Source organism: Kitasatospora sp. NBC_00458, assembly GCF_036013975.1.
Classification (GTDB): domain Bacteria; phylum Actinomycetota; class Actinomycetes; order Streptomycetales; family Streptomycetaceae; genus Kitasatospora.
Genome location: NZ_CP107904.1, coordinates 7,709,799 through 7,729,311, shown reverse-complemented (window position 1 = coordinate 7,729,311; position 19,513 = coordinate 7,709,799). Strand labels below are relative to the sequence as shown.

The following is a 19,513-nucleotide window of genomic DNA, read 5'->3' as shown; positions in this document are numbered from 1 at the left end:
CGCGGGGGTGGCCGCCCCGAGAGGAGATGAAGGGGTATTCGTGCTCACTCGGGCTCCTGCCGACGTTGGTTTCAGTACCCCCGGTTGTGGCTGGCGAAGAAGACCAGCCGGTACTTCCCGATCTGCACCTCGTCGCCGTTGTTCAGCGCGACCTCGTCGATCCGCTCCCGGTTGACGTAGGTGCCGTTGAGGCTGCCCACGTCCGCGACGGTGAAGCCACCGCCGGGCGTCCGCCGGAACTCCACGTGCTTGCGGGAGACGGTGACGTCGTCCAGGAAGATGTCACCCTGCGGGTGGCGGCCGGCCGTCGTCTTGTCCGAGTCCAGCAGGAACCGGCTGCCGGAGTTCGGGCCGCGCTGGACGATCAGCAGCGCCGAGCCCGGGGGCAGCGCGTCGATCGCGGCCAGCACCTCGGCCGAGAGGGCCGGCGTACCGGTCCCGGTCGTGGTGTTGGGGTCGTACGACTCCAGGCCGGAGATCGAGATCGTCGACGTGGTCTCCGCCGACCCCTCGGGCAGCAGGCCGCCGCGCAGCGCCGAGCCGCAGTTGGAACAGAAGCGGGCCGCGGCCGGGTTCTGGTTGCCGCACCTGGAGCACGGAGTGGGGCCAGCCATGTTCACAGCCTCCTGGCGCGGCACACCCGACGGGTTGTGCCCGGCGTACGGGTCCGGGGCAAACCCTCCACCAGAGGTTGAGGGTCCTGACGGGAAACCTATGCGCGGGGCGCCGGAGGGGTCAACCGACGCGCCGTAGCCCCCCTGATTCCCGGCGTACTGGGCGCCGTCCCGGAACAGCGGGCGCTCGGCGTACTCCGACCCCTCGGGGGCGGGGCGCATGCCCGGCACGGCGGGCTCGTCGTCCCGGCGGTGGCGCGCGGTGGGCGCCTCGACGGCGGCCGCGTCGCGGCCCTTGTTACGACCGAACAACTTGGAGAAGAAACTCACGGGCGAATCCCCTTGCGTGTGACAGACCCGCCCGCGGGGCAGGGTGAGGACCTCGGACAGCTTGCGGGCCCGACGGCTGGTCGGACCGGCTGGTGTGGAACTCCGGGTGTGATGCTCACTTCGGAGCCGGCTTGGCGTACTGCGGCGTCTTCGGTTCGACGAGTGCGTCGACGAGCACCTTCTGCTGTTGGGAGATGGTCGCGCGCGCCTGATGGCTCTCCAGCGTGCGGACCACACCTCCCGGGATGTTCAGCGCGGGTGTGAGGTCCTGCGGGTTCCCCACGACGGTGAACCGGTAGGGCGCCGAGACCTTCTTGCCGTCGATCTGCACACCGCCGCCGGACACGTCCGTGAAGTAGGTGTCGACCACCACGCGCACATCGTTGATCTGAATCGCCTCCGCCCCCGCCGCTCGGAGTTCCTGCAGGGTGTCCAGCAGCATATCTGCCTTCACCTGCCCTTGGGGATCATCGACCGTCAGTACGATGCCCGGACCAGTGGCTCGGACGGTCCCGGCCAGTACGCCGAGCTCCGTCACCTTCTTCCTGGTCTGTTCCTGGGCCTCCTTGGCCTGGTTGGAGCTGTTCTCCAACTTGGCCAGGGACTGCTCAAGCTCCGCCTTCTCCTGTTGGAGACGCTGCTGACGGCTGTCCAGTTCGTCGAGGATGCGAACGAGGTCCTCCTGCCGCGCACCCCGCAGCTGGCTGTGGTGGTCGTTGGTGGAGCGGACCTGGATCGCCAGCGCCAGTCCGAGCGAGAACAGCAGCACCGCCACCACCAGCTGGCCGCGCGACAGCCGCGGCGGCCAGAGTGCGGCCTTCATCCTCCTGCGCCCCTCGGCCCGGTCGTCGGCGCCCGACGCGGGCGCGGCTTCCGGGGCGGACCCCGGTCCGGCGGCGGCGAGCGGCTCGGACGCCTTCGCCGCTCCGGTCTCCACCACAGGCACCGACACGGGCACCGACACGGTCAGGGGCACCGACGACGCGGAGGACTCCGCTTCCGGCTGCGGCCCTGGCCCGGGCTCCGCCCCGGCCTCGGCCTTCGCCTCCGCCTCCGCCTTCACGTCAGCCTTCACGTCAGCCTCGGTCTTCACGTCGGCCTCGGTCGGCGGCTCCGGCCGGCGCACCGGCTCCGGCACCGCCGCGGCCTCCGCCAGAGGCGCACGCGCGGGCGCAGGAATCACCTCGGGGGCGCGCCCCGGAACGGGCACTGCGGCCTCGACCGCAGGCTCCTCCGGGGACTCCCCCGGCGGCTCCTCCAGGGCGCCGTCCTCCGGCGCTCCGGGGGCCGGGGAGACGGTCGTCCCCCCGTCCTCCGCCGGCTCCCCGTCAGCAGCCCCTTCCTCGGGACGCCCGTCGACCGGGGTCCCGGTCCGGGTCCCGACCCGGGTCCCGTCCTGGGTCACCGCACGGTCCGCAGAGCTTTCCCCGCGCTTCTCCTCCCGGTCACCGGCCGAGGCCTCCACCGGCACCGGCCCGCGCTCCCCGCCACCGTCCTCGCGCACAACATCTCCCGCAGATCCGTCCACCTTCTCCTCCGCCGCCCGTCCGCGGCCCGGCTCAGGCGCGGAAGACATGGCGCCTGATCGCAGCGGCGTTGGAGAAGATCCGGATACCGAGGACGACGACCACGCCGGTGGACAGCTGCGAGCCCACGCCCAGCTGGTCGCCGAGGAAGACGATCAGCGCCGCCACCACAACGTTCGAGAGGAAGGAGACGATGAACACCTTGTCGTTGAAGATCCCGTCCAGCATCGCGCGGACACCGCCGAACACCGCGTCCAGCGCCGCCACCACCGCGATCGGCAGGTACGGCACGACGGCGTCCGGCACCTCGGGCTGGACGACGAGCCCGACGACGACCCCGATCACGAGACCCAGTACGGCAATCACGGTCTAGCTGCTCCTGTCGCTGCGGAGGACGACCCGGTGGTGGTCGCGGTGGTCGGGTGGCCGGTCGTGGTCCTGGCGGAGGGGCTCGGCGAGCGCTTCCCCCCGGTCTGTCCGCTCGGCTTCGCGGACGGCGAGGCACTGGCCGAGGGGCTCGCGCTGCCGGTGGCCGACGGCGTGACCGGACCGGCGGGCGGGGACGCCTCCCCGGAGGCGGACGGGGACACGGTCGGCGAGGGTTCGGGTGGTGCCGGCTGGGCGGTCCGCAGCGTGACGCCGACGGCCGCGGGCAGTGTCAGGTTCTTCTGCGCGGAGATGGTCGACTTGATGCCGTACTTCTCCTGCAGCAGTCGCAGGTACTGGCCTGCCATGGCGCTCTCGAAGGCGCCCACCAGCTTCGGCCCGTCCCCCAGCGCCTGCACGGTGTACGGGGGCACCAGCGGCCGGTTGTCCACCAGCACGGCCTCACCGGCGGCGCGGATCGCGGAGAGCGCGGTGAGCCGCTGCCCGTTGATCGCGACGGCCTCCGCCCCGGAGGCCCAGAGCCCGTTCACCACCAGCTGCAGGTCGCGGTCCCGCAACCGTCCGCTGTTGGAGAACCCCTGCCCGGCCCGCGGGTCCACGTTCCCGCCGGCGCCGGTACCGGCCGCGTCCTCCAGCACCAGCTTCACTCCCGGGCCGGTCACCTCCCCCAGGCCGACCGCACCGGCCAGCACGGCGGCGTCGCCCTCACCCGGGGCGAGCGCCTGCCGCTGGGTGCTGTCGACCTTCCGCCGCAGGTCCTGGACCTGCTTCTGGAGCTGGTCCGCCGAGCCGTTGGAGTCGTTGATCCGGTGGATCAGGGCGTCGCGCTCCTTGGCGAGCGTCGGCTCGGCCTTGTGCGCGTTCACCGCCCCGACCGTGAGGACCGCGCCGACCAGGGCGAGCCCGGCCCCCAGCGTGAGCAGGCCCCTGGTCGTGCCGGGTATCCGGTACGGACCGCCCCCGCCCCGCGCCGCGGCCGCCTCGGCGTACCCCTCGTCCAGGCTGTGGTCCATGACGCTGGTCAGCAGGGACATCGAGGCATCCGGACGGTTGTACCGTCCACTGCTGGCACTCGGCGTCGGCGTCGCTGACATGCGGACCATCGTCCCACGGCGAACGGGGGGCCTGTGCACAGCCCCTGACCTGCACACACGCCAAACGGGACCGACCGCCACCAACCGCCCGAAACGGACAGCGGGACGGTGCGGCACCCGGCCGCCCGCCCCGCCGTCCGCCCGTCACCGGGCTCCGGTCGTCACCGTCCGGCGCCGTCGACCACCGCCGCCCACTCGTCCAGCAGCGCCTCGGTCGCCTCGTCGTCCGGGCCTTCGGCCCACAGGTGGGTGACCGCCTCGGCCGGGTCGGGCAGCACCAGCGTCCACCGCCCGTCCGCCTCGACCACCCGGACCCCGTCGGTGGTGTCCAGCTGCCGGCTCCCGGCCGCCTCCACCACCGAGCGCATGACCATGCCCTTCGCCGCCCACGGCGTCGCGATGTCCCGCCGGCGGATGTGCGCCTGCGGGATCCGCGCGTCGATCTGGCTCAGCGTGAGCTGGGTCCGGGCCACCAGTCCGACCAGTCGGACGAACGCCGCGGCCCCGTCCAGCACCCCGCTGAACTCGGGAACGACGAACCCGCCGCGCCCGTCACCACCGAACACCGTGCCCTCGGCGGCGGCCGCCTTGGCCAGGTCGTCCGGTGTGGTCGTGGTCCAGATGACCTGGGTGCCGTGGTAAGCGGCGACCTGCTCGGCGATCCGCGTCGTGGTCACCGGCAGCGCCACCTGGCCGCTCCGCCGCTCGGCCGCCACCAGGTCCAGCAGGACCAGCAGCGCCCGGTCGTCGTCGATCACCCGGCCCAGTTCGTCGACGAAGGCCACCCGCTCGCCCACCGGGTCGAAGCGCACCCCGAACGCGGCCCGGGAGGAGGCCACCAGCTCGCCCAGCCTGGCCAGCCCGGCCCGTCGTTCCTCGGCGTCCTCGGTGGGCCGCGACTCGTCCAGCCCGCTGGAGACGCTCAGCGCCTCGACCCCGAGCCGGCCGAGGATGCTCGGCAGGACGAGCCCCGCACTCCCGTGCGCGGTGTCCACGACCACCTTGAGCCCCGCCTCGCGCACGCCCGTGGTGTCCACGGCCCGCAGCAGGTTCCCCGCGTAGGCGTCGAAGACGCTGGACGGGAAGGTGAGGTCCCCGATCTCGCCGGGGAAGGCCCGCCGGTACTCCTGCCGCGCGTAGACGCGGTCGAGCTTGCGCTGCCCGGCCTGGGACAGGTCGGCCCCGCGCTCGTCGAAGAAGAGGATGTCCAGCGAATCCGGCACCCCGGGAGTGGTCCGCAGGAAGATCCCGCCGGCACTGCCCCGGGCCGTGTGCTGCCGGGCCACCGGCATCGGCACGTTCTCCAGGTCGCGGACGTCGATCGCACTGGTCTGCAGTGCCGAGATCATCGCCCGCTTCAGCGCCCGCGCACCTCGCGAGTGGTCACGCGCGATGGTGACGGTCGCCCCCTTCTTCAGCGTCGTGGCGTACGCGCCGGCCAGCCGGACGGCCAGCTCGGGGGTGATCTCGACGTTCAGGATCCCGGAGACGCCGCGCAGCCCGAACAGGTGCTCCTGCCCGCGCGACTCCCAGATCACCGAGGTGTTGACGACGGCGCCGGCCTCGATGGTCTTGAACGGGTAGACCCGGACGTTGGCCGCGATGATCGACTCCTCGCCGATCAGGCACTCGTCCCCGATCACCGCGCCGTCCTCGATCCGCGCGGCCCGCATCACGTCGGTGTTCTTCCCGACCACGCAGCCCCGCAGGTTGCTCTGCGGTCCCACGTAGACGTTGTCGTGGACGACCGCCTTGTGCAGGAACGCGCCGCGCTTCACGACCACGTTGCTGCCGAGCACGGTGTGCTCGCGGATCTCCACCCCGGCCTCGACCTTGGCGTAGTCCCCGATGTACAGCGGCCCGCGGAGCACCGCCTCGGGGTCGACCTCGGCCCCCTCCGCGACCCACACGCCGGGCGAGATCTCGAACCCGTCGATCTCGACGTCGACCTTGCCCTCCAGGACGTCCGCCTGGGCCTTGCCGTAGCTCTCGTGGGTGCCCACGTCCTCCCAGTAGCCCTCGGCGACGTACCCGTAGACCCGCTTGCCCTCCTTGAGCAACTGCGGGAACACGTCACTCGACCAGTCGACGGACTCGCCGGCCGCGACGTAGTCGAAGACCTCGGGCTCCATGACGTAGATACCGGTGTTCACCGTGTCGGAGAAGACCTGCCCCCAGGTCGGCTTCTCCAGGAAGCGCTCCACCCGGCCTTCGTCGTCGGTGATCGTGATACCGAACTCAAGGGGATTGGGCACCCTGGTGAGACACACCGTGACCAGTGCGTTCTTGCTGCGATGGAACTCGATCAATTCAGAGAGGTCGAAGTCGGTCAGTGCGTCACCGGAGATCACCAGAAAGGAGTCGTCCTTCAACGCGTCCTCGGCGTTCTTGACACTCCCCGCAGTGCCGAGCGGCGTCTCCTCGTTGGCATAGGTGAGATTCATGCCCAACTCTTCACCGTCACCGAAGTAGTTCTTGACCAGTGAGGCCAGGAACTGGACGGTCACGACGGTATCGGAGAGGCCGTGCCGCTTCAGCAGCCGAAGCACGTGCTCCATGATCGGCCTGTTGGCCACGGGAAGCAGCGGCTTCGGCATGCTGGAGGTCATCGGGCGGAGTCGGGTGCCTTCGCCCCCTGCCATTACAACGGCTTTCATTACGGGTGCGTCCTCCTTCGCGGTGGTGGACCCTGCAGGTCCATCAAACCGTTCCAGAGGTTCTCTACCCGGAAGGTATCGTCCGACGCACCGTGTCGCCGTGGGACTTCTCTCAGATCACGTCTCAGACCGTGGACGCCGAGGAGGCCGGGCCGCCCCGGACGATCTGCCGCGCCTGAACGGCGTAAAGAATGCCGGCCCACCAGTAGAGGGCCGTCCCCCACCAGATGAACGCCCAGCTCACGATCTCGGCCGGCTGGGCGATCCAGGTGTCACCGGCGCCGAGCAGCAGAAGCGGAAAGGCGTACATCAGATTGAATGTCGCCGCCTTCCCCAGGAAACTCACCTGCAACGGCCCGTAGCCGTGCCGGTTGAGAATCGGCAGCAGCGCCGCGATAAACAGCTCACGGGCCAGCAGGATCGCCGTCAGCCACCACGGCAGGATCTCACGCCAGGTCAGACCGAGGAGTGTGGAGAGCACGTAGAGCCGGTCCGCCAGCGGGTCGAGCAGCTGCCCCACCCGGCTGACCTGCCCCCACCGGCGGGCGAGTTTCCCGTCCAGGTAATCACTGATGCCGCTGAGCATCAGGATCAGCAATGCCCACCCGTCGTTGTTCGGTCCGTCGAACACCGGCCAGAGAATCAGCCAGAGAAAGAGCGGAACACCGACCAGCCGGCCCATGCTCAGCAGGTTGGGGATGGTGAGGACGCGATCGGTCTGGACCCGCGTCTCCTGGACCTCCACCCGGGAGCCTCCTGTCATGTGTGGCAACTTCGCACGTCGACCTTACAACAGAAAAGCCCCCGTCCGGTTCCCCGGCGGGGGCTTCTCTAGAAGAATTGTTCGGCGGCGTCCTACTCTCCCACAGGGTCCCCCCTGCAGTACCATCGGCGCTGTGAGGCTTAGCTTCCGGGTTCGGAATGTAACCGGGCGTTTCCCTCACGCTATGACCACCGAAACACTATGAAACTGTCAACCGCACCCACACCGTGACCTGATGTGGGGGTCGTTGTTTCAGAACAACACAGTGGACGCGAGCAACTGAGGACAAGCCCTCGGCCTATTAGTACCGGTCAACTCCACCCCTTACAGGGCTTCCATATCCGGCCTATCAACCCAGTCGTCTACTGGGAGCCTTACCCTCTCAAGGAGGTGGGAGTGCTCATCTCGAAGCAGGCTTCCCGCTTAGATGCTTTCAGCGGTTATCCCTCCCGAACGTAGCCAACCAGCCATGCCCTTGGCAGGACAACTGGCACACCAGAGGTTCGTCCGTCCCGGTCCTCTCGTACTAGGGACAGCCCTTCTCAACACTCCTACGCGCACAGCGGATAGGGACCGAACTGTCTCACGACGTTCTAAACCCAGCTCGCGTACCGCTTTAATGGGCGAACAGCCCAACCCTTGGGACCTACTCCAGCCCCAGGATGCGACGAGCCGACATCGAGGTGCCAAACCATCCCGTCGATATGGACTCTTGGGGAAGATCAGCCTGTTATCCCCGGGGTACCTTTTATCCGTTGAGCGACGGCGCTTCCACAAGCCACCGCCGGATCACTAGTCCCGACTTTCGTCCCTGCTCGACCCGTCAGTCTCACAGTCAAGCTCCCTTGTGCACTTACACTCAACACCTGATTGCCAACCAGGCTGAGGGAACCTTTGGGCGCCTCCGTTACTCTTTAGGAGGCAACCGCCCCAGTTAAACTACCCACCAGACACTGTCCCTGATCCGGATCACGGACCCAGGTTAGACATCCAGCACGACCAGAGTGGTATTTCAACGACGACTCCACAACAACTGGCGTTGCTGCTTCAAAGTCTCCCACCTATCCTACACAAGCCGAACCGAACACCAATATCAAGCTATAGTAAAGGTCCCGGGGTCTTTCCGTCCTGCTGCGCGAAACGAGCATCTTTACTCGTAATGCAATTTCACCGGGCCTATGGTTGAGACAGTCGAGAAGTCGTTACGCCATTCGTGCAGGTCGGAACTTACCCGACAAGGAATTTCGCTACCTTAGGATGGTTATAGTTACCACCGCCGTTTACTGGCGCTTAAGTTCTCAGCTTCGCCCCACCGAAGTGGAGCTAACCGGTCCCCTTAACGTTCCAGCACCGGGCAGGCGTCAGTCCGTATACATCGCCTTACGGCTTCGCACGGACCTGTGTTTTTAGTAAACAGTCGCTTCTCGCTGGTCTCTGCGGCCACCCCCAGCTCTGGCAGCAAGTGCCGTCACCAGGAATGGCCCCCCTTCTCCCGAAGTTACGGGGGCATTTTGCCGAGTTCCTTAACCATAGTTCACCCGAACGCCTCGGTATTCTCTACCTGACCACCTGAGTCGGTTTGGGGTACGGGCCGCCATGAAACTCGCTAGAGGCTTTTCTCGACAGCATAGGATCATCCACTTCACCACAATCGGCTCGGCATCAGGTCTCAGCCTCAATGAGTGACGGATTTGCCTATCACTCGGCCTACACCCTTACCCCGGGACAACCACCGCCCGGGCTGGACTACCTTCCTGCGTCACCCCATCGCTCACCTAATACAGACTTGGTTCAGCGGCTCCACCACGTCCCTTTGTCCGAAGACTCCGGGCCGGCTTCACGGCTTTAGCATCACCTGGTTCAGCGTTGGCGCTTCAAAGCGGGTACGGGAATATCAACCCGTTGTCCATCGACTACGCCTGTCGGCCTCGCCTTAGGTCCCGACTTACCCTGGGCAGATCAGCTTGACCCAGGAACCCTTGGTCAATCGGCGCAAGAGTTTCTCACTCTTGTATCGCTACTCATGCCTGCATTCTCACTCGTGTACCGTCCACGACTGGTTTCCACCGCCGCTTCACCCGGCACACGACGCTCCCCTACCCATCACAGCAGGCGTTGGCCCTATATGCTGCAATGACACGACTTCGGTGATGTGCTTGAGCCCCGCTACATTGTCGGCGCGGAATCACTTGACCAGTGAGCTATTACGCACTCTTTCAAGGGTGGCTGCTTCTAAGCCAACCTCCTGGTTGTCTCTGCGACTCCACATCCTTTCCCACTTAGCACACGCTTAGGGACCTTAGTCGGTGTTCTGGGCTGTTTCCCTCTCGACCATGGAGCTTATCCCCCACAGTCTCACTGCCACGCTCTCACTTACCGGCATTCGGAGTTTGGCTAAGGTCAGTAACCCGGTGAGGCCCATCGCCTATCCAGTGCTCTACCTCCGGCAAGAAACACGTGACGCTGCACCTAAATGCATTTCGGGGAGAACCAGCTATCACGGAGTTTGATTGGCCTTTCACCCCTAACCACAGGTCATCCCCCAGGTTTTCAACCCTGGTGGGTTCGGTCCTCCACGAAGTCTTACCTCCGCTTCAACCTGCCCATGGCTAGATCACTCCGCTTCGGGTCTTGGGCATGCAACTCAACCGCCCTATTCGGACTCGCTTTCGCTACGGCTACCCCACACGGGTTAACCTCGCTACACACCGCAAACTCGCAGGCTCATTCTTCAAAAGGCACGCAGTCACGGCCCACCAGCAAGCTGATGAACGACGCTCCCACGGCTTGTAGGCACACGGTTTCAGGTACTATTTCACTCCGCTCCCGCGGTACTTTTCACCATTCCCTCACGGTACTATCCGCTATCGGTCACCAGGGAATATTTAGGCTTAGCGGGTGGTCCCGCCAGATTCACACGGGATTTCTCGGGCCCCGTGCTACTTGGGAGTTCTTCAAACGAGCCGTACAGATTTCGCCTACGGGGGTCTTACCCTCTACGCCGGACCTTTCGCATGTCCTTCGACTATCCATACGGTTTCTGACTCGCCGACCGGCCGGCAGACCGGTCAAGAAAAATCCCACGACCCCGTATCGGCAACCCCTGCCGGGTCTCACACCAATACGGTTTAGCCTCATCCGGTTTCGCTCGCCACTACTCCCGGAATCACGGTTGTTTTCTCTTCCTGCGGGTACTGAGATGTTTCACTTCCCCGCGTTCCCTCCACATACCCTATGTGTTCAGGTATGGGTGACAGCCCATGACGACTGCCGGGTTTCCCCATTCGGAAACCCCCGGATCAAAGCCTGGTTGACGGCTCCCCGGGGACTATCGTGGCCTCCCACGTCCTTCATCGGTTCCTGGTGCCAAGGCATCCACCGTGCGCCCTTAAAAACTTGGCCACAGATGCTCGCGTCCACTGTGCAGTTCTCAAACAACGACCAGACACCCACGCTCAACGACCCGAAGACCGCCTCGCATGGGACCGGCATCACTGAAGCAACGACCATACGGCCGTTCCCTCAGGACCCAACAACGTGCCCGACACGATCCAGACCAAGACTCTCTTCCACGCCGAAGCAGTACTAAGAGACTCAGTCCCAACCGTGCCGAATAGTCAACGTTCCACCCATGAGCAACCGTGCAGGACATTCGCCTGCAAGCGGCTATGTGCTCCTTAGAAAGGAGGTGATCCAGCCGCACCTTCCGGTACGGCTACCTTGTTACGACTTCGTCCCAATCGCTGGTCCCACCTTCGACGGCTCCTCCCCTTACGGGTTAGGCCACCGGCTTCGGGTGTTACCGACTTTCGTGACGTGACGGGCGGTGTGTACAAGGCCCGGGAACGTATTCACCGCAGCATGCTGATCTGCGATTACTAGCAACTCCAACTTCATGGGGTCGAGTTGCAGACCCCAATCCGAACTGAGGCCGGCTTTTTGGGATTCGCTCCGCCTCGCGGCATCGCAGCCCTTTGTACCGACCATTGTAGCACGTGTGCAGCCCAAGACATAAGGGGCATGATGATTTGACGTCGTCCCCACCTTCCTCCGAGTTGACCCCGGCAGTCTCCTGTGAGTCCCCATCACCCCGAAAGGCATGCTGGCAACACAGAACAAGGGTTGCGCTCGTTGCGGGACTTAACCCAACATCTCACGACACGAGCTGACGACAACCATGCACCACCTGTATACCGACCACAAGGGGGCACCCATCTCTGGATGTTTCCGGCATATGTCAAGCCTTGGTAAGGTTCTTCGCGTTGCGTCGAATTAAGCCACATGCTCCGCTGCTTGTGCGGGCCCCCGTCAATTCCTTTGAGTTTTAGCCTTGCGGCCGTACTCCCCAGGCGGGGAACTTAATGCGTTAGCTGCGGCACCGACGACGTGGAATGTCGCCAACACCTAGTTCCCAACGTTTACGGCGTGGACTACCAGGGTATCTAATCCTGTTCGCTCCCCACGCTTTCGCTCCTCAGCGTCAGTAATGGCCCAGAGATCCGCCTTCGCCACCGGTGTTCCTCCTGATATCTGCGCATTTCACCGCTACACCAGGAATTCCGATCTCCCCTACCACACTCTAGCCTGCCCGTATCGAATGCAGACCCGGGGTTAAGCCCCGGGCTTTCACATCCGACGCGACAGGCCGCCTACGAGCTCTTTACGCCCAATAATTCCGGACAACGCTCGCACCCTACGTATTACCGCGGCTGCTGGCACGTAGTTAGCCGGTGCTTCTTCTGCAGGTACCGTCACTTGCGCTTCTTCCCTGCTGAAAGAGGTTTACAACCCGAAGGCCGTCATCCCTCACGCGGCGTCGCTGCATCAGGCTTTCGCCCATTGTGCAATATTCCCCACTGCTGCCTCCCGTAGGAGTCTGGGCCGTGTCTCAGTCCCAGTGTGGCCGGTCGCCCTCTCAGGCCGGCTACCCGTCGTCGCCTTGGTAGGCCATTACCCCACCAACAAGCTGATAGGCCGCGGGCTCATCCTGCACCGCCGGAGCTTTACACCAACCCCCATGCGGAGGAAGGTCATATCCGGTATTAGACCCCGTTTCCAGGGCTTGTCCCAGAGTGCAGGGCAGATTGCCCACGTGTTACTCACCCGTTCGCCACTGATCCACCCCGAAGGGCTTCACCGTTCGACTTGCATGTGTTAAGCACGCCGCCAGCGTTCGTCCTGAGCCAGGATCAAACTCTCCGTGAATGTTTACCGGTAATCCGGTCGACACCCGCGTTGAGCGGCACGGCAACCACCGGAATAGGGCGGTCCCGCGCACTGCGTCCTCGCTAGTGTTTTACTTCAAAAGGAATCTCCAACCCCAGATGATCTGAGGCCGGGGATGTCAACATATCTGGCGTTGACTTTTGGCACGCTGTTGAGTTCTCAAGGAACGGACACTTCCTTCAGGCGGCTTTCACACCGGCCCTCCGGGCGCTTCGTTCGTGATTCCAGCTTAGCAGATCCGTTTACCGTTGCTTAACCGGTGCTTTTCGTATCTGAAACCTGGTGTTAACCGCCAACTCGTGGCGACTCGCCCAACCATAGCGGGTCGTCGGCCGGAGCGCGAATCGAGCCGCGCCGGGCATCACCCGGTCGGACGCGTGATTTGTTGCTCTCGCGAGCATATACAGCAATGGTCCCGATTCGCCAAGATGCCTGTAGAGTGCGGCGCATCGGCCAAGAGGACTAGACCACTAGCGGTCGGCGAGATGGCCAGCTGGTGAGGGCGGGCAGGCGGGGCGCTTCGCCTGGGAATGTCAGAAGATGTCCGAAGTTGACATGATCTAGGCTTCAGTCGATCACTGCATTCGATCACCCTGCCGCTGTTCGCGGCCGCTCGCCTGTACTGCGCACTTGGGAGGCTCAACCATGACCACTGTGACGTCGCCGCTGACCGGCAAGGTCGTCGGGCTCGCCGGCGTGCCGGACCCCGTCTTCTCGGGTGCGATGGTCGGCCCCGGCACTGCGATCGACCCGGTGCGCCGCCCGACCGAGGCCGTCGCGCCGGTGGACGGCGTGGTCGTCTCCATGCACCCGCACGCGTTCGTCGTCGTGGACGCGGACGGGCACGGTGTGCTGACGCACCTCGGGATCGACACCGTCCAGCTCAACGGCGAGGGCTTCGAGCTCCTCGTCAACAAGGGGGACACGGTCACCCGCGGCCAGGCCGTCATCAAGTGGGACCCGGCCGCCGTCGAGGCCGCCGGCAAGTCGCCGATCTCGCCGATCGTCGCCCTGGAGGCGGCGCCCGACGCGCTGATCGGCGTCCGCGAGAACGGGGAGGTCGCCGTGGGCGACGCCCTGTTCAGCTGGAGCTGACCCCTCTCAGTCCTTCCCGACACATCCGCCCCTCCGCACCGGACGGGGCGTCCCGGCACACAGCGGTACCCGGCGGGGCCGCTTCCCTCAGCGGAGACATACATGGAGAAGACGCTGCGCGGCGTGGGTGTCAGCCACGGGGTCGCGATCGGCCAGGTGCGGCACATGGGTACGGCGGTTCTGGAGCCGCCGGCCACCCAGATCCCCACCGAGGACGCGCCGCGTGAGCAGGCCCGCGCCCAGGCCGCCGTCGAGGCGGTCGCCGCGGACCTGATCGCCCGCGGCAACCTGGCCGGTGGCGAGGCGCAGGCCGTGCTGGAGGCGCAGGCCCTGATGGCCCAGGACCCGGAGCTGATGGCCGACGTCGCCCGCCGGATCGCCGTCGGCAGCAGCGCCGAGCGCGGCGTCTACGACGCGTTCGCCGCCTACCGCGCGCTGCTCGCCTCGGCCGGGGAGTACCTGGCCGGCCGGGTGGCCGACCTGGACGACGTGCGGAACCGCATCGTGGCGCGGCTGCTGGGCGTGCCGATGCCGGGTGTCCCGGACAGCGACGAGCCCTACGTGCTGTTCGCCCGGGACCTCGCCCCGGCCGACACCGCGCTGCTGGACCCGACGCTGGTGCTCGGCTTCGTGACCGAGGAGGGCGGGCCGACCAGCCACAGCGCCATCCTGGCGCGGGCCATGGGCGTCCCGGCCGTGGTGGCCCTGCCGGGCGCGTCCGACGTCGCCGAGGGCAGCGTCGTCGCGGTGGACGGCAGCTCGGGCGACGTCCTGGTCGAGCCGACCGCCGAGAAGCAGGAGGAGCTGCGCCGGGCGGCCGCCGAGCGGAAGGCCGCGCTGGCCGCGTCCTCCGGTCCGGGTGCGACCTCGGACGGGCACAAGGTCCCGCTGCTGGCGAACATCGGCGGCCCGGCCGACCTGCCGGCCGCGCTGGAGGCGGGCGCGGAGGGCGTCGGTCTGTTCCGGACCGAGTTCCTCTTCCTGGACGACTCGGCGAAGGCTCCCAGCGCGGAGAAGCAGGTCGAGGCGTACCGCAAGGTGCTGGAGGCGTTCCCGGAGGGCCGGGTCGTGGTCCGGGCGCTGGACGCGGGCGCGGACAAGCCGCTGGACTTCCTGACCCCCGCAGACGAGCCGAACCCGGCGCTCGGCGTGCGCGGTCTGCGGACGCTGCTGGAGCACCCGGAGGTCATGCAGACCCAGCTGCGCGCGCTGGCCACGGCGGCCGAGGGCCTGCCCGTGCACCTTGAGGTGATGGCCCCGATGGTGGCCGACCGCAAGGACGCCAAGGACTTCGCCGACGCGTGTCGTGAAGCCGGGCTGAACGCCAAGTTCGGCGCGATGGTCGAGATCCCGTCGGCCGCGCTGCGGGCCCGCTCGATCCTGCAGGAGGTCGAGTTCCTCTCCCTGGGGACCAACGACCTCGCCCAGTACGCCTTCGCCGCCGACCGCCAGGTGGGCGCGCTGGCGCGGCTCCAGGACCCGTGGCAGCCGGCCCTGCTGGACCTGATCGCGTTCTCCGCCGACGCGGCCGCGGCCGCCGGCAAGAGCTGCGGCGTCTGCGGCGAGGCCGCCTCCGACCCGCTGCTGGCCGTGGTGCTGACCGGCCTCGGGGTCACCAGCCTGTCGATGGGGGCGGCGTCGATCCCCTACGTGCGGTCCACGCTGGCCAAGTACACGCTGGCGCAGTGCCGCCGGGCGGCCGAGGCCGCGCGGGCGGCGGACAGCGCCGAGGAGGCGCGCGCCGCGGCCCAGCAGGTGCTGTCCGGCGAGTAGTCGCGTGGGCGGGCGGGAGCGCGGCGACGCGCTTCCCCTCCGCTGCGAAAGGGGCCCTTCCACTGTGGCTGTGGAGGGGCCCCTTCGGCGTGTCCGGGAGCAGCGGCAGCGCGCGGGCCTTGCCGGCGGGGCCGGCGGGGTCGGCTACTTCGCCGCGCGGTCGCGCCGGAGCTGCTCGAAGAAGCGCAGGTGGTCGAGGTTGTCGACGGAGCCGGGGTTGACGGCCTGGTCGAGCGGGGTGCCGGAGAGCAGGCGCTTGACCGGGACCTCGATGCGCTTGCCGGTGAGGGTGTGCGGCAGGCCGCGGACGGCGATGACCTCGTCGGGGACGTGGCGCGGGGAGAGCTCGGTCCGCAGTGCGGTGCGGATGCGGCCGACGAGGGCGTCGTCGAGTTCGGCGCCGGGGGCCAGGACCACGAAGAGCGGCATCCAGTAGCCGCCGTCGGGCTCCTCCAGGCCGATGACCAGGGACTCCGCGATCTCGGGGAGCCGCTCGACGACCTCGTAGATGTCGGAGGAGCCCATCCGGACGCCCTGCCGGTTGAGGGTGGAGTCGGAGCGGCCGTGGATGACCACGGTGCCGCGCGAGGTGACGGTGATCCAGTCGCCGTGGCGCCAGATGCCGGGGTAGGTGTCGAAGTAGCTGTCGTGGTACCGGGTGCCCTCGGGGTCGTTCCAGAAGCCGGTGGGCATCGACGGGAGGGGCTTGGTGACGACGAGTTCGCCGACCTCGTCGGTGTGCGGGTGTCCCTGGACGTCCCAGGACTCGACGGCGGCGCCGAGGCAGGGGGCCTGGATCTCGCCGAGGTACACCGGGAGGGTGGGGACGCCGCCGACGAAGCAGGAGCAGACGTCGGTGCCGCCGCTCACGGAGGCGAGCCAGACGTCCTCCTTGACCTCGTCGTAGATCCAGCGGAAGCCGTCGGGCGGGAGCGGGGAGCCGGTGGTGCCGATGCAGCGCACCGCGGAGAGGTCGAGGTCCCGGCCGGGGTGGAGGTCGGCCTTGCGACTGGCGATGACGTACGCGGCGGAGGTGCCGACGACGGTGGCGCCGGTGCGGGCGGCGACGGACCAGAAGGCGCCGGTGTCGGGGTGGCCGGGGCTGCCGTCGTAGGTGACGATCGTGGATCCGACGAGGAGGCCGGCGATGAGGAAGTTCCACATCATCCAGCCGGTGGAGGTGTACCAGAGGAAGCGGTCCTCGGGGCCCAGGTCAAGGTGGAGGCCCGCCTGCTTGAGGTGCTCGACGAGGATGCCGCCCTGGCTCTGGACGATGGCCTTGGGCAGACCGGTGGTGCCGGAGGAGTAGAGGACCCAGAGCGGGTGGTCGAACGGGACGGCCTCGAAGACCGGCCGGACGTCGCCGGCGACCAGGTCGTCCCAGTGCAGGGCGCCGTCCGGGGCGGGTGCGCCGAGCAGGGGGACGTGGACGACGGCGCGCAGCGAGGGGAGTTCGCGGCGGAGTTCGGCCACGACCTCGGTGCGGTCGTGGTCCTTGCCGCCGTAGTGGTAGCCGTCGACGGCGAAGAGGACGGCGGGTTCGATCTGCTGCAGGCGGTCGAGGACGCTGCGGGCGCCGAAGTCGGGGGCGCAGCTGGTCCAGACGGCGCCGACGGCCGCGGTGGCGAGGAGGGCGACGGCGGCCTGCGGGATGTTGGGGAGGTAGGCGCCGACGCGGTCGCCGGGCCCGATGCCGTGCGCGCGGAGGGCTGCCGCGAGGGCGCCGACCTGGCGGCGGAGCTCGGCCCAGGTGAGGGTGACGGGCTGCTCGGTGGTCTCGTCGAGGTGGAGGATGGCCGGCTTGTCGGCGTTGGCCGGGTCCTCGCCGTGGCGGAGGGCGTGCTCGGCGTAGTTGACCGTGCTGCCGGGGAACCACCGGGCGCCGGGCATCGCGGGGTCGGGCAGGACCCCCGTGGGCCCGTCGGGGTCGGTGGCGGTGCCCATCGAGACGGCGAACCACTGGGTGACGGCGGTCCAGAAGCGGTCGAGGTCCTCGACGGACCAGCTGTGCAGGGCCGCGTAGCGGGCGGCGGCCTCCTCGTCGGAGGCGGTGGGTGCGAGCGGGGCGGCCGGGGCTCCGTGGTGTCGGGCGGCCCAGGCCTGGAAGGCCACGATCCCGGTGCTGGCGGCACGGGCGGGGGCGGGGCGCCAGAGCGGCTGGTCCTGGGGTGGGGTGCTCACGGTGGTGGTCTCCCGGCCGGTGGTAAGGACGGGGCTGCTTGTGGCAGGGCCCGCGTCCGGTTGGGGGCTGTCGGTGCAGACCCTGCCACGTGATCGGCCGGTGCGCCAGGGTCTGCCCGGCGCGGTCAGGCGCTGGTCAGGGGCGGCTGAACTCGCCGTTGTACCAGGAGAGGGAGACGCGGGTGTGGAAGGGGAAGGCGAGTGGGGTGTCGGGGGTGGAGAGCTGCCAGCCGTCGGTCTCGTCGGTGGGCCGGGAGGCCGGGAGGGTGGTGAACGGGCGGGCGGGGAGCAGGCCGAAGAGGCAGAGGAAGCCGCCCCGGGTGTCGGAGTCGGTGGCGACCAGGGTGATGTCGGCGGCGTCGGCCGGGATGCCGGTCTCCTCGCGGAGTTCGCGGACGCAGGCCTGCTGCCAGCTCTCGCCGTAGTCGACGTAGCCGCCGGGGAGGGCGAGCTCGCCGTAGCCGGGCTCGATGGTGCGGCGGATGACGACGAGGCCGTCGGCGGCGTCGTCCCGGGTGACGGGGAGGAGGGTGACGACGACGGGGAGCGGGTTGCGGTAGCTGATCTCGGCGCAGTGCGGGCAGGCGCGGGGCCAGCCGTCGGTGCCGGTGGGGTAGGGGGTGCCGCAGAAGTGGCAGTGCGAGTTGGGTCGGTGGAGCACCGCTTCGGCCTCGTGAGTCGTCATGGCCGGATGGTAGTGCGGGTCGGCCGGGTGCCGGGGCCGGTCATCGGATCAGCTCTCCCGCCGCTTCCCCGGTCGCCCGCCCAGGCACCCCGTCCGGCACCCCGCCCGGCGCTCCGCCGGCCTCGTCCTCGCGTGCGGGGCGGAGCAGGGCGGGGTGGAGGAGGCGGGCGTCGCCGGCGTGGTACGTCCGGGCGCGCGGGCCGCCGCGGGCGCCGCCGTGCTTGGTGGTGGTGCCGGTGCCCCGGACGAAGCCGGGGACGGAGAGCACCTTGCGGTGGAAGTTGCCGGGGTGGAGCTTCTCGTCCCACACGGCCTCGTAGACGGCGCGCAGCTCGGGGATGGTGAAGTCGTGCTGGAGGAAGGCCGTGGCGACCGGGCTGTACTCGATCTTGGCACGGGCGCGGTCGAGGCCGTCGGTGAGGATCCGGGCGTGGTCGAAGGCCAGCTCGATCGGGGCGGTCCCGCCCGCGGGGGGCGCCTCCGCGGCCGGTGGAGCGGTGTGGGGGCCGGTGCACCGGCCGACGCCACCCCCGTGGGTGTCGGCGGGTGCACCGGCGGTCTCGGGCCGGCCGGTCGGCCGGAGGTCGAGGTCGGTGACGGGGTGCCAGGCGGCCCGGGCCGCGTCCGTGCCGGCCTGCGGGTCGGGCAGGTCGGGGGCGAAGGCGAGGTAGGCGACGGCGACCACGTGCATGCGCGGGTCGCGGTCGGTGGCGCCGTAGGTGCCGAGCTGTTCCAGGTGGATCCGGCTGAGCGCGGCCGCGGCCTCGACGGTGCCGTGCAGGCCGGTCTCCTCGGCGAGCTCGCGGGCGGCGGCCTCGTCGAGGCTCTCCTCGCCGGCCCGCAGGAAGCCGCCGGGCAGTGCCCAGCGGCCCTGGTACGGCGGGAGGGCCCGCTCCACGAGCAGGACGTGCAGGCAGCCGTGGCGCAGGGTCAGGGCGACCACGTCGACCGTGACGGCGACCGGGGTGTAGGCGCGGGGGTCGTAGGAGGCGAGCCACTCCTGCTCGGCGGCCGCGCCGTCCGCGGTGTCGGGTGGGGTGGTCACGGCGCGCTCCTCTCCGTCGGCCGGTGCCTCGTCGCCGGTGGTGGCCGGTGTCGTCGTTGTCGGGGTCGTCGTTCTCGGGATGAGCACAACGTAGCGACCGGTTGCCTCTGCGGCAAATGGTTTTCCGGGGACCGGGC

Annotated in this window: 10 protein-coding genes, 3 rRNA genes and 1 pseudogene; 2 read left to right on the top strand and 12 right to left on the bottom strand. The window is 68.2% G+C overall.

The genetic code is table 11. The features are described 5' to 3' along the window. Positions 1 to 71 precede the first annotated feature (71 nt). The 9 genes and pseudogenes from OG550_RS31565 to OG550_RS31525 form a co-directional block, all read right to left on the bottom strand. Positions 72 to 944, bottom strand: a complete 873-nt coding sequence (locus tag OG550_RS31565) for an FHA domain-containing protein (RefSeq protein ID WP_327683306.1) — start codon at positions 942 to 944, stop codon at positions 72 to 74. Between the two features lie 115 nt (positions 945 to 1,059). Next, positions 1,060 to 2,082, bottom strand: a complete 1,023-nt coding sequence (locus OG550_RS31560; RefSeq protein ID WP_327683304.1) for a DUF881 domain-containing protein — start codon at positions 2,080 to 2,082, stop codon at positions 1,060 to 1,062. Positions 2,083 to 2,503: 421 nt separating this feature from the next. Further along, the gene (locus tag OG550_RS31555; protein ID WP_327683302.1) at positions 2,504 to 2,836 is read right to left on the bottom strand and encodes a small basic family protein; all 333 of its coding nucleotides are present in this window, start codon (positions 2,834 to 2,836) and stop codon (positions 2,504 to 2,506) included. 248 nt (positions 2,837 to 3,084) lie between these two features. Then, positions 3,085 to 3,960, bottom strand: a pseudogene (locus tag OG550_RS31550) (DUF881 domain-containing protein); the annotation flags it as partial. Between the two features lie 152 nt (positions 3,961 to 4,112). Continuing rightward, positions 4,113 to 6,608 (bottom strand): mannose-1-phosphate guanyltransferase, encoded by a 2,496-nt coding sequence (locus OG550_RS31545; protein ID WP_327683299.1) that lies wholly within the window; start codon positions 6,606 to 6,608, stop codon positions 4,113 to 4,115. A 124-nt stretch (positions 6,609 to 6,732) separates the two neighbouring features. Next, positions 6,733 to 7,353 carry a CDP-alcohol phosphatidyltransferase family protein gene (locus OG550_RS31540; RefSeq protein ID WP_327683297.1) on the bottom strand — a complete coding sequence of 207 codons (621 nt, stop codon included), beginning with the start codon at positions 7,351 to 7,353 and terminating at the stop codon, positions 6,733 to 6,735. Between the two features lie 97 nt (positions 7,354 to 7,450). Beyond that, a 5S ribosomal RNA gene (gene rrf, locus OG550_RS31535) occupies positions 7,451 to 7,567 on the bottom strand. Positions 7,568 to 7,652: 85 nt separating this feature from the next. Next, positions 7,653 to 10,773: ribosomal RNA gene (locus OG550_RS31530) — 23S ribosomal RNA — on the bottom strand. 279 nt (positions 10,774 to 11,052) lie between these two features. Then, positions 11,053 to 12,576 (bottom strand): 16S ribosomal RNA (locus OG550_RS31525). Together the 16S, 23S and 5S rRNA genes form the textbook arrangement of a ribosomal RNA operon. A gap of 666 nt (positions 12,577 to 13,242) precedes the next feature. Between OG550_RS31525 and OG550_RS31520 the strand changes: the two genes are divergently transcribed. Together OG550_RS31520 and ptsP are read left to right on the top strand one after the other, a co-directional pair. Further along, positions 13,243 to 13,692 (top strand): PTS sugar transporter subunit IIA, encoded by a 450-nt coding sequence (locus tag OG550_RS31520; RefSeq protein ID WP_327683295.1) that lies wholly within the window; start codon positions 13,243 to 13,245, stop codon positions 13,690 to 13,692. Positions 13,693 to 13,794: 102 nt separating this feature from the next. Then, a complete protein-coding gene (gene ptsP, locus OG550_RS31515; protein WP_327683293.1) occupies positions 13,795 to 15,465 on the top strand; it encodes a phosphoenolpyruvate--protein phosphotransferase in 1,671 nt (556 codons plus the stop codon). Between the two features lie 144 nt (positions 15,466 to 15,609). Here ptsP and OG550_RS31510 read toward each other — a convergent pair whose 3' ends face one another. The 3 genes from OG550_RS31510 to OG550_RS31500 all read right to left on the bottom strand — a co-directional run bounded on the left by OG550_RS31510 (position 15,610) and on the right by OG550_RS31500 (position 19,376). Continuing rightward, positions 15,610 to 17,646: an acetoacetate--CoA ligase gene (locus OG550_RS31510; protein WP_327683291.1), complete on the bottom strand. Its 2,037-nt coding sequence runs from the start codon at positions 17,644 to 17,646 to the stop codon at positions 15,610 to 15,612. Positions 17,647 to 17,782: 136 nt separating this feature from the next. Beyond that, positions 17,783 to 18,331 carry an NUDIX domain-containing protein gene (locus OG550_RS31505; protein WP_327683289.1) on the bottom strand — a complete coding sequence of 183 codons (549 nt, stop codon included), beginning with the start codon at positions 18,329 to 18,331 and terminating at the stop codon, positions 17,783 to 17,785. 40 nt (positions 18,332 to 18,371) lie between these two features. After that, on the bottom strand, positions 18,372 to 19,376 hold the full coding sequence (locus OG550_RS31500) for an NUDIX hydrolase (protein ID WP_327683287.1): 1,005 nt from the start codon (positions 19,374 to 19,376) through the stop codon (positions 18,372 to 18,374). Positions 19,377 to 19,513 lie beyond the last annotated feature (137 nt).

Coding starts and splice junctions, on each gene's coding strand:
- OG550_RS31545 (WP_327683299.1), bottom strand. CDS start 6,608: ATGAAAGCCGTTGTAATGGCAGGGGGCGAAGGCACCCGACTCCGCCCG.
- OG550_RS31520 (WP_327683295.1), top strand. CDS start 13,243: ATGACCACTGTGACGTCGCCGCTGACCGGCAAGGTCGTCGGGCTCGCC.
- ptsP (WP_327683293.1), top strand. CDS start 13,795: ATGGAGAAGACGCTGCGCGGCGTGGGTGTCAGCCACGGGGTCGCGATC.
- OG550_RS31505 (WP_327683289.1), bottom strand. CDS start 18,331: ATGACGACTCACGAGGCCGAAGCGGTGCTCCACCGACCCAACTCGCAC.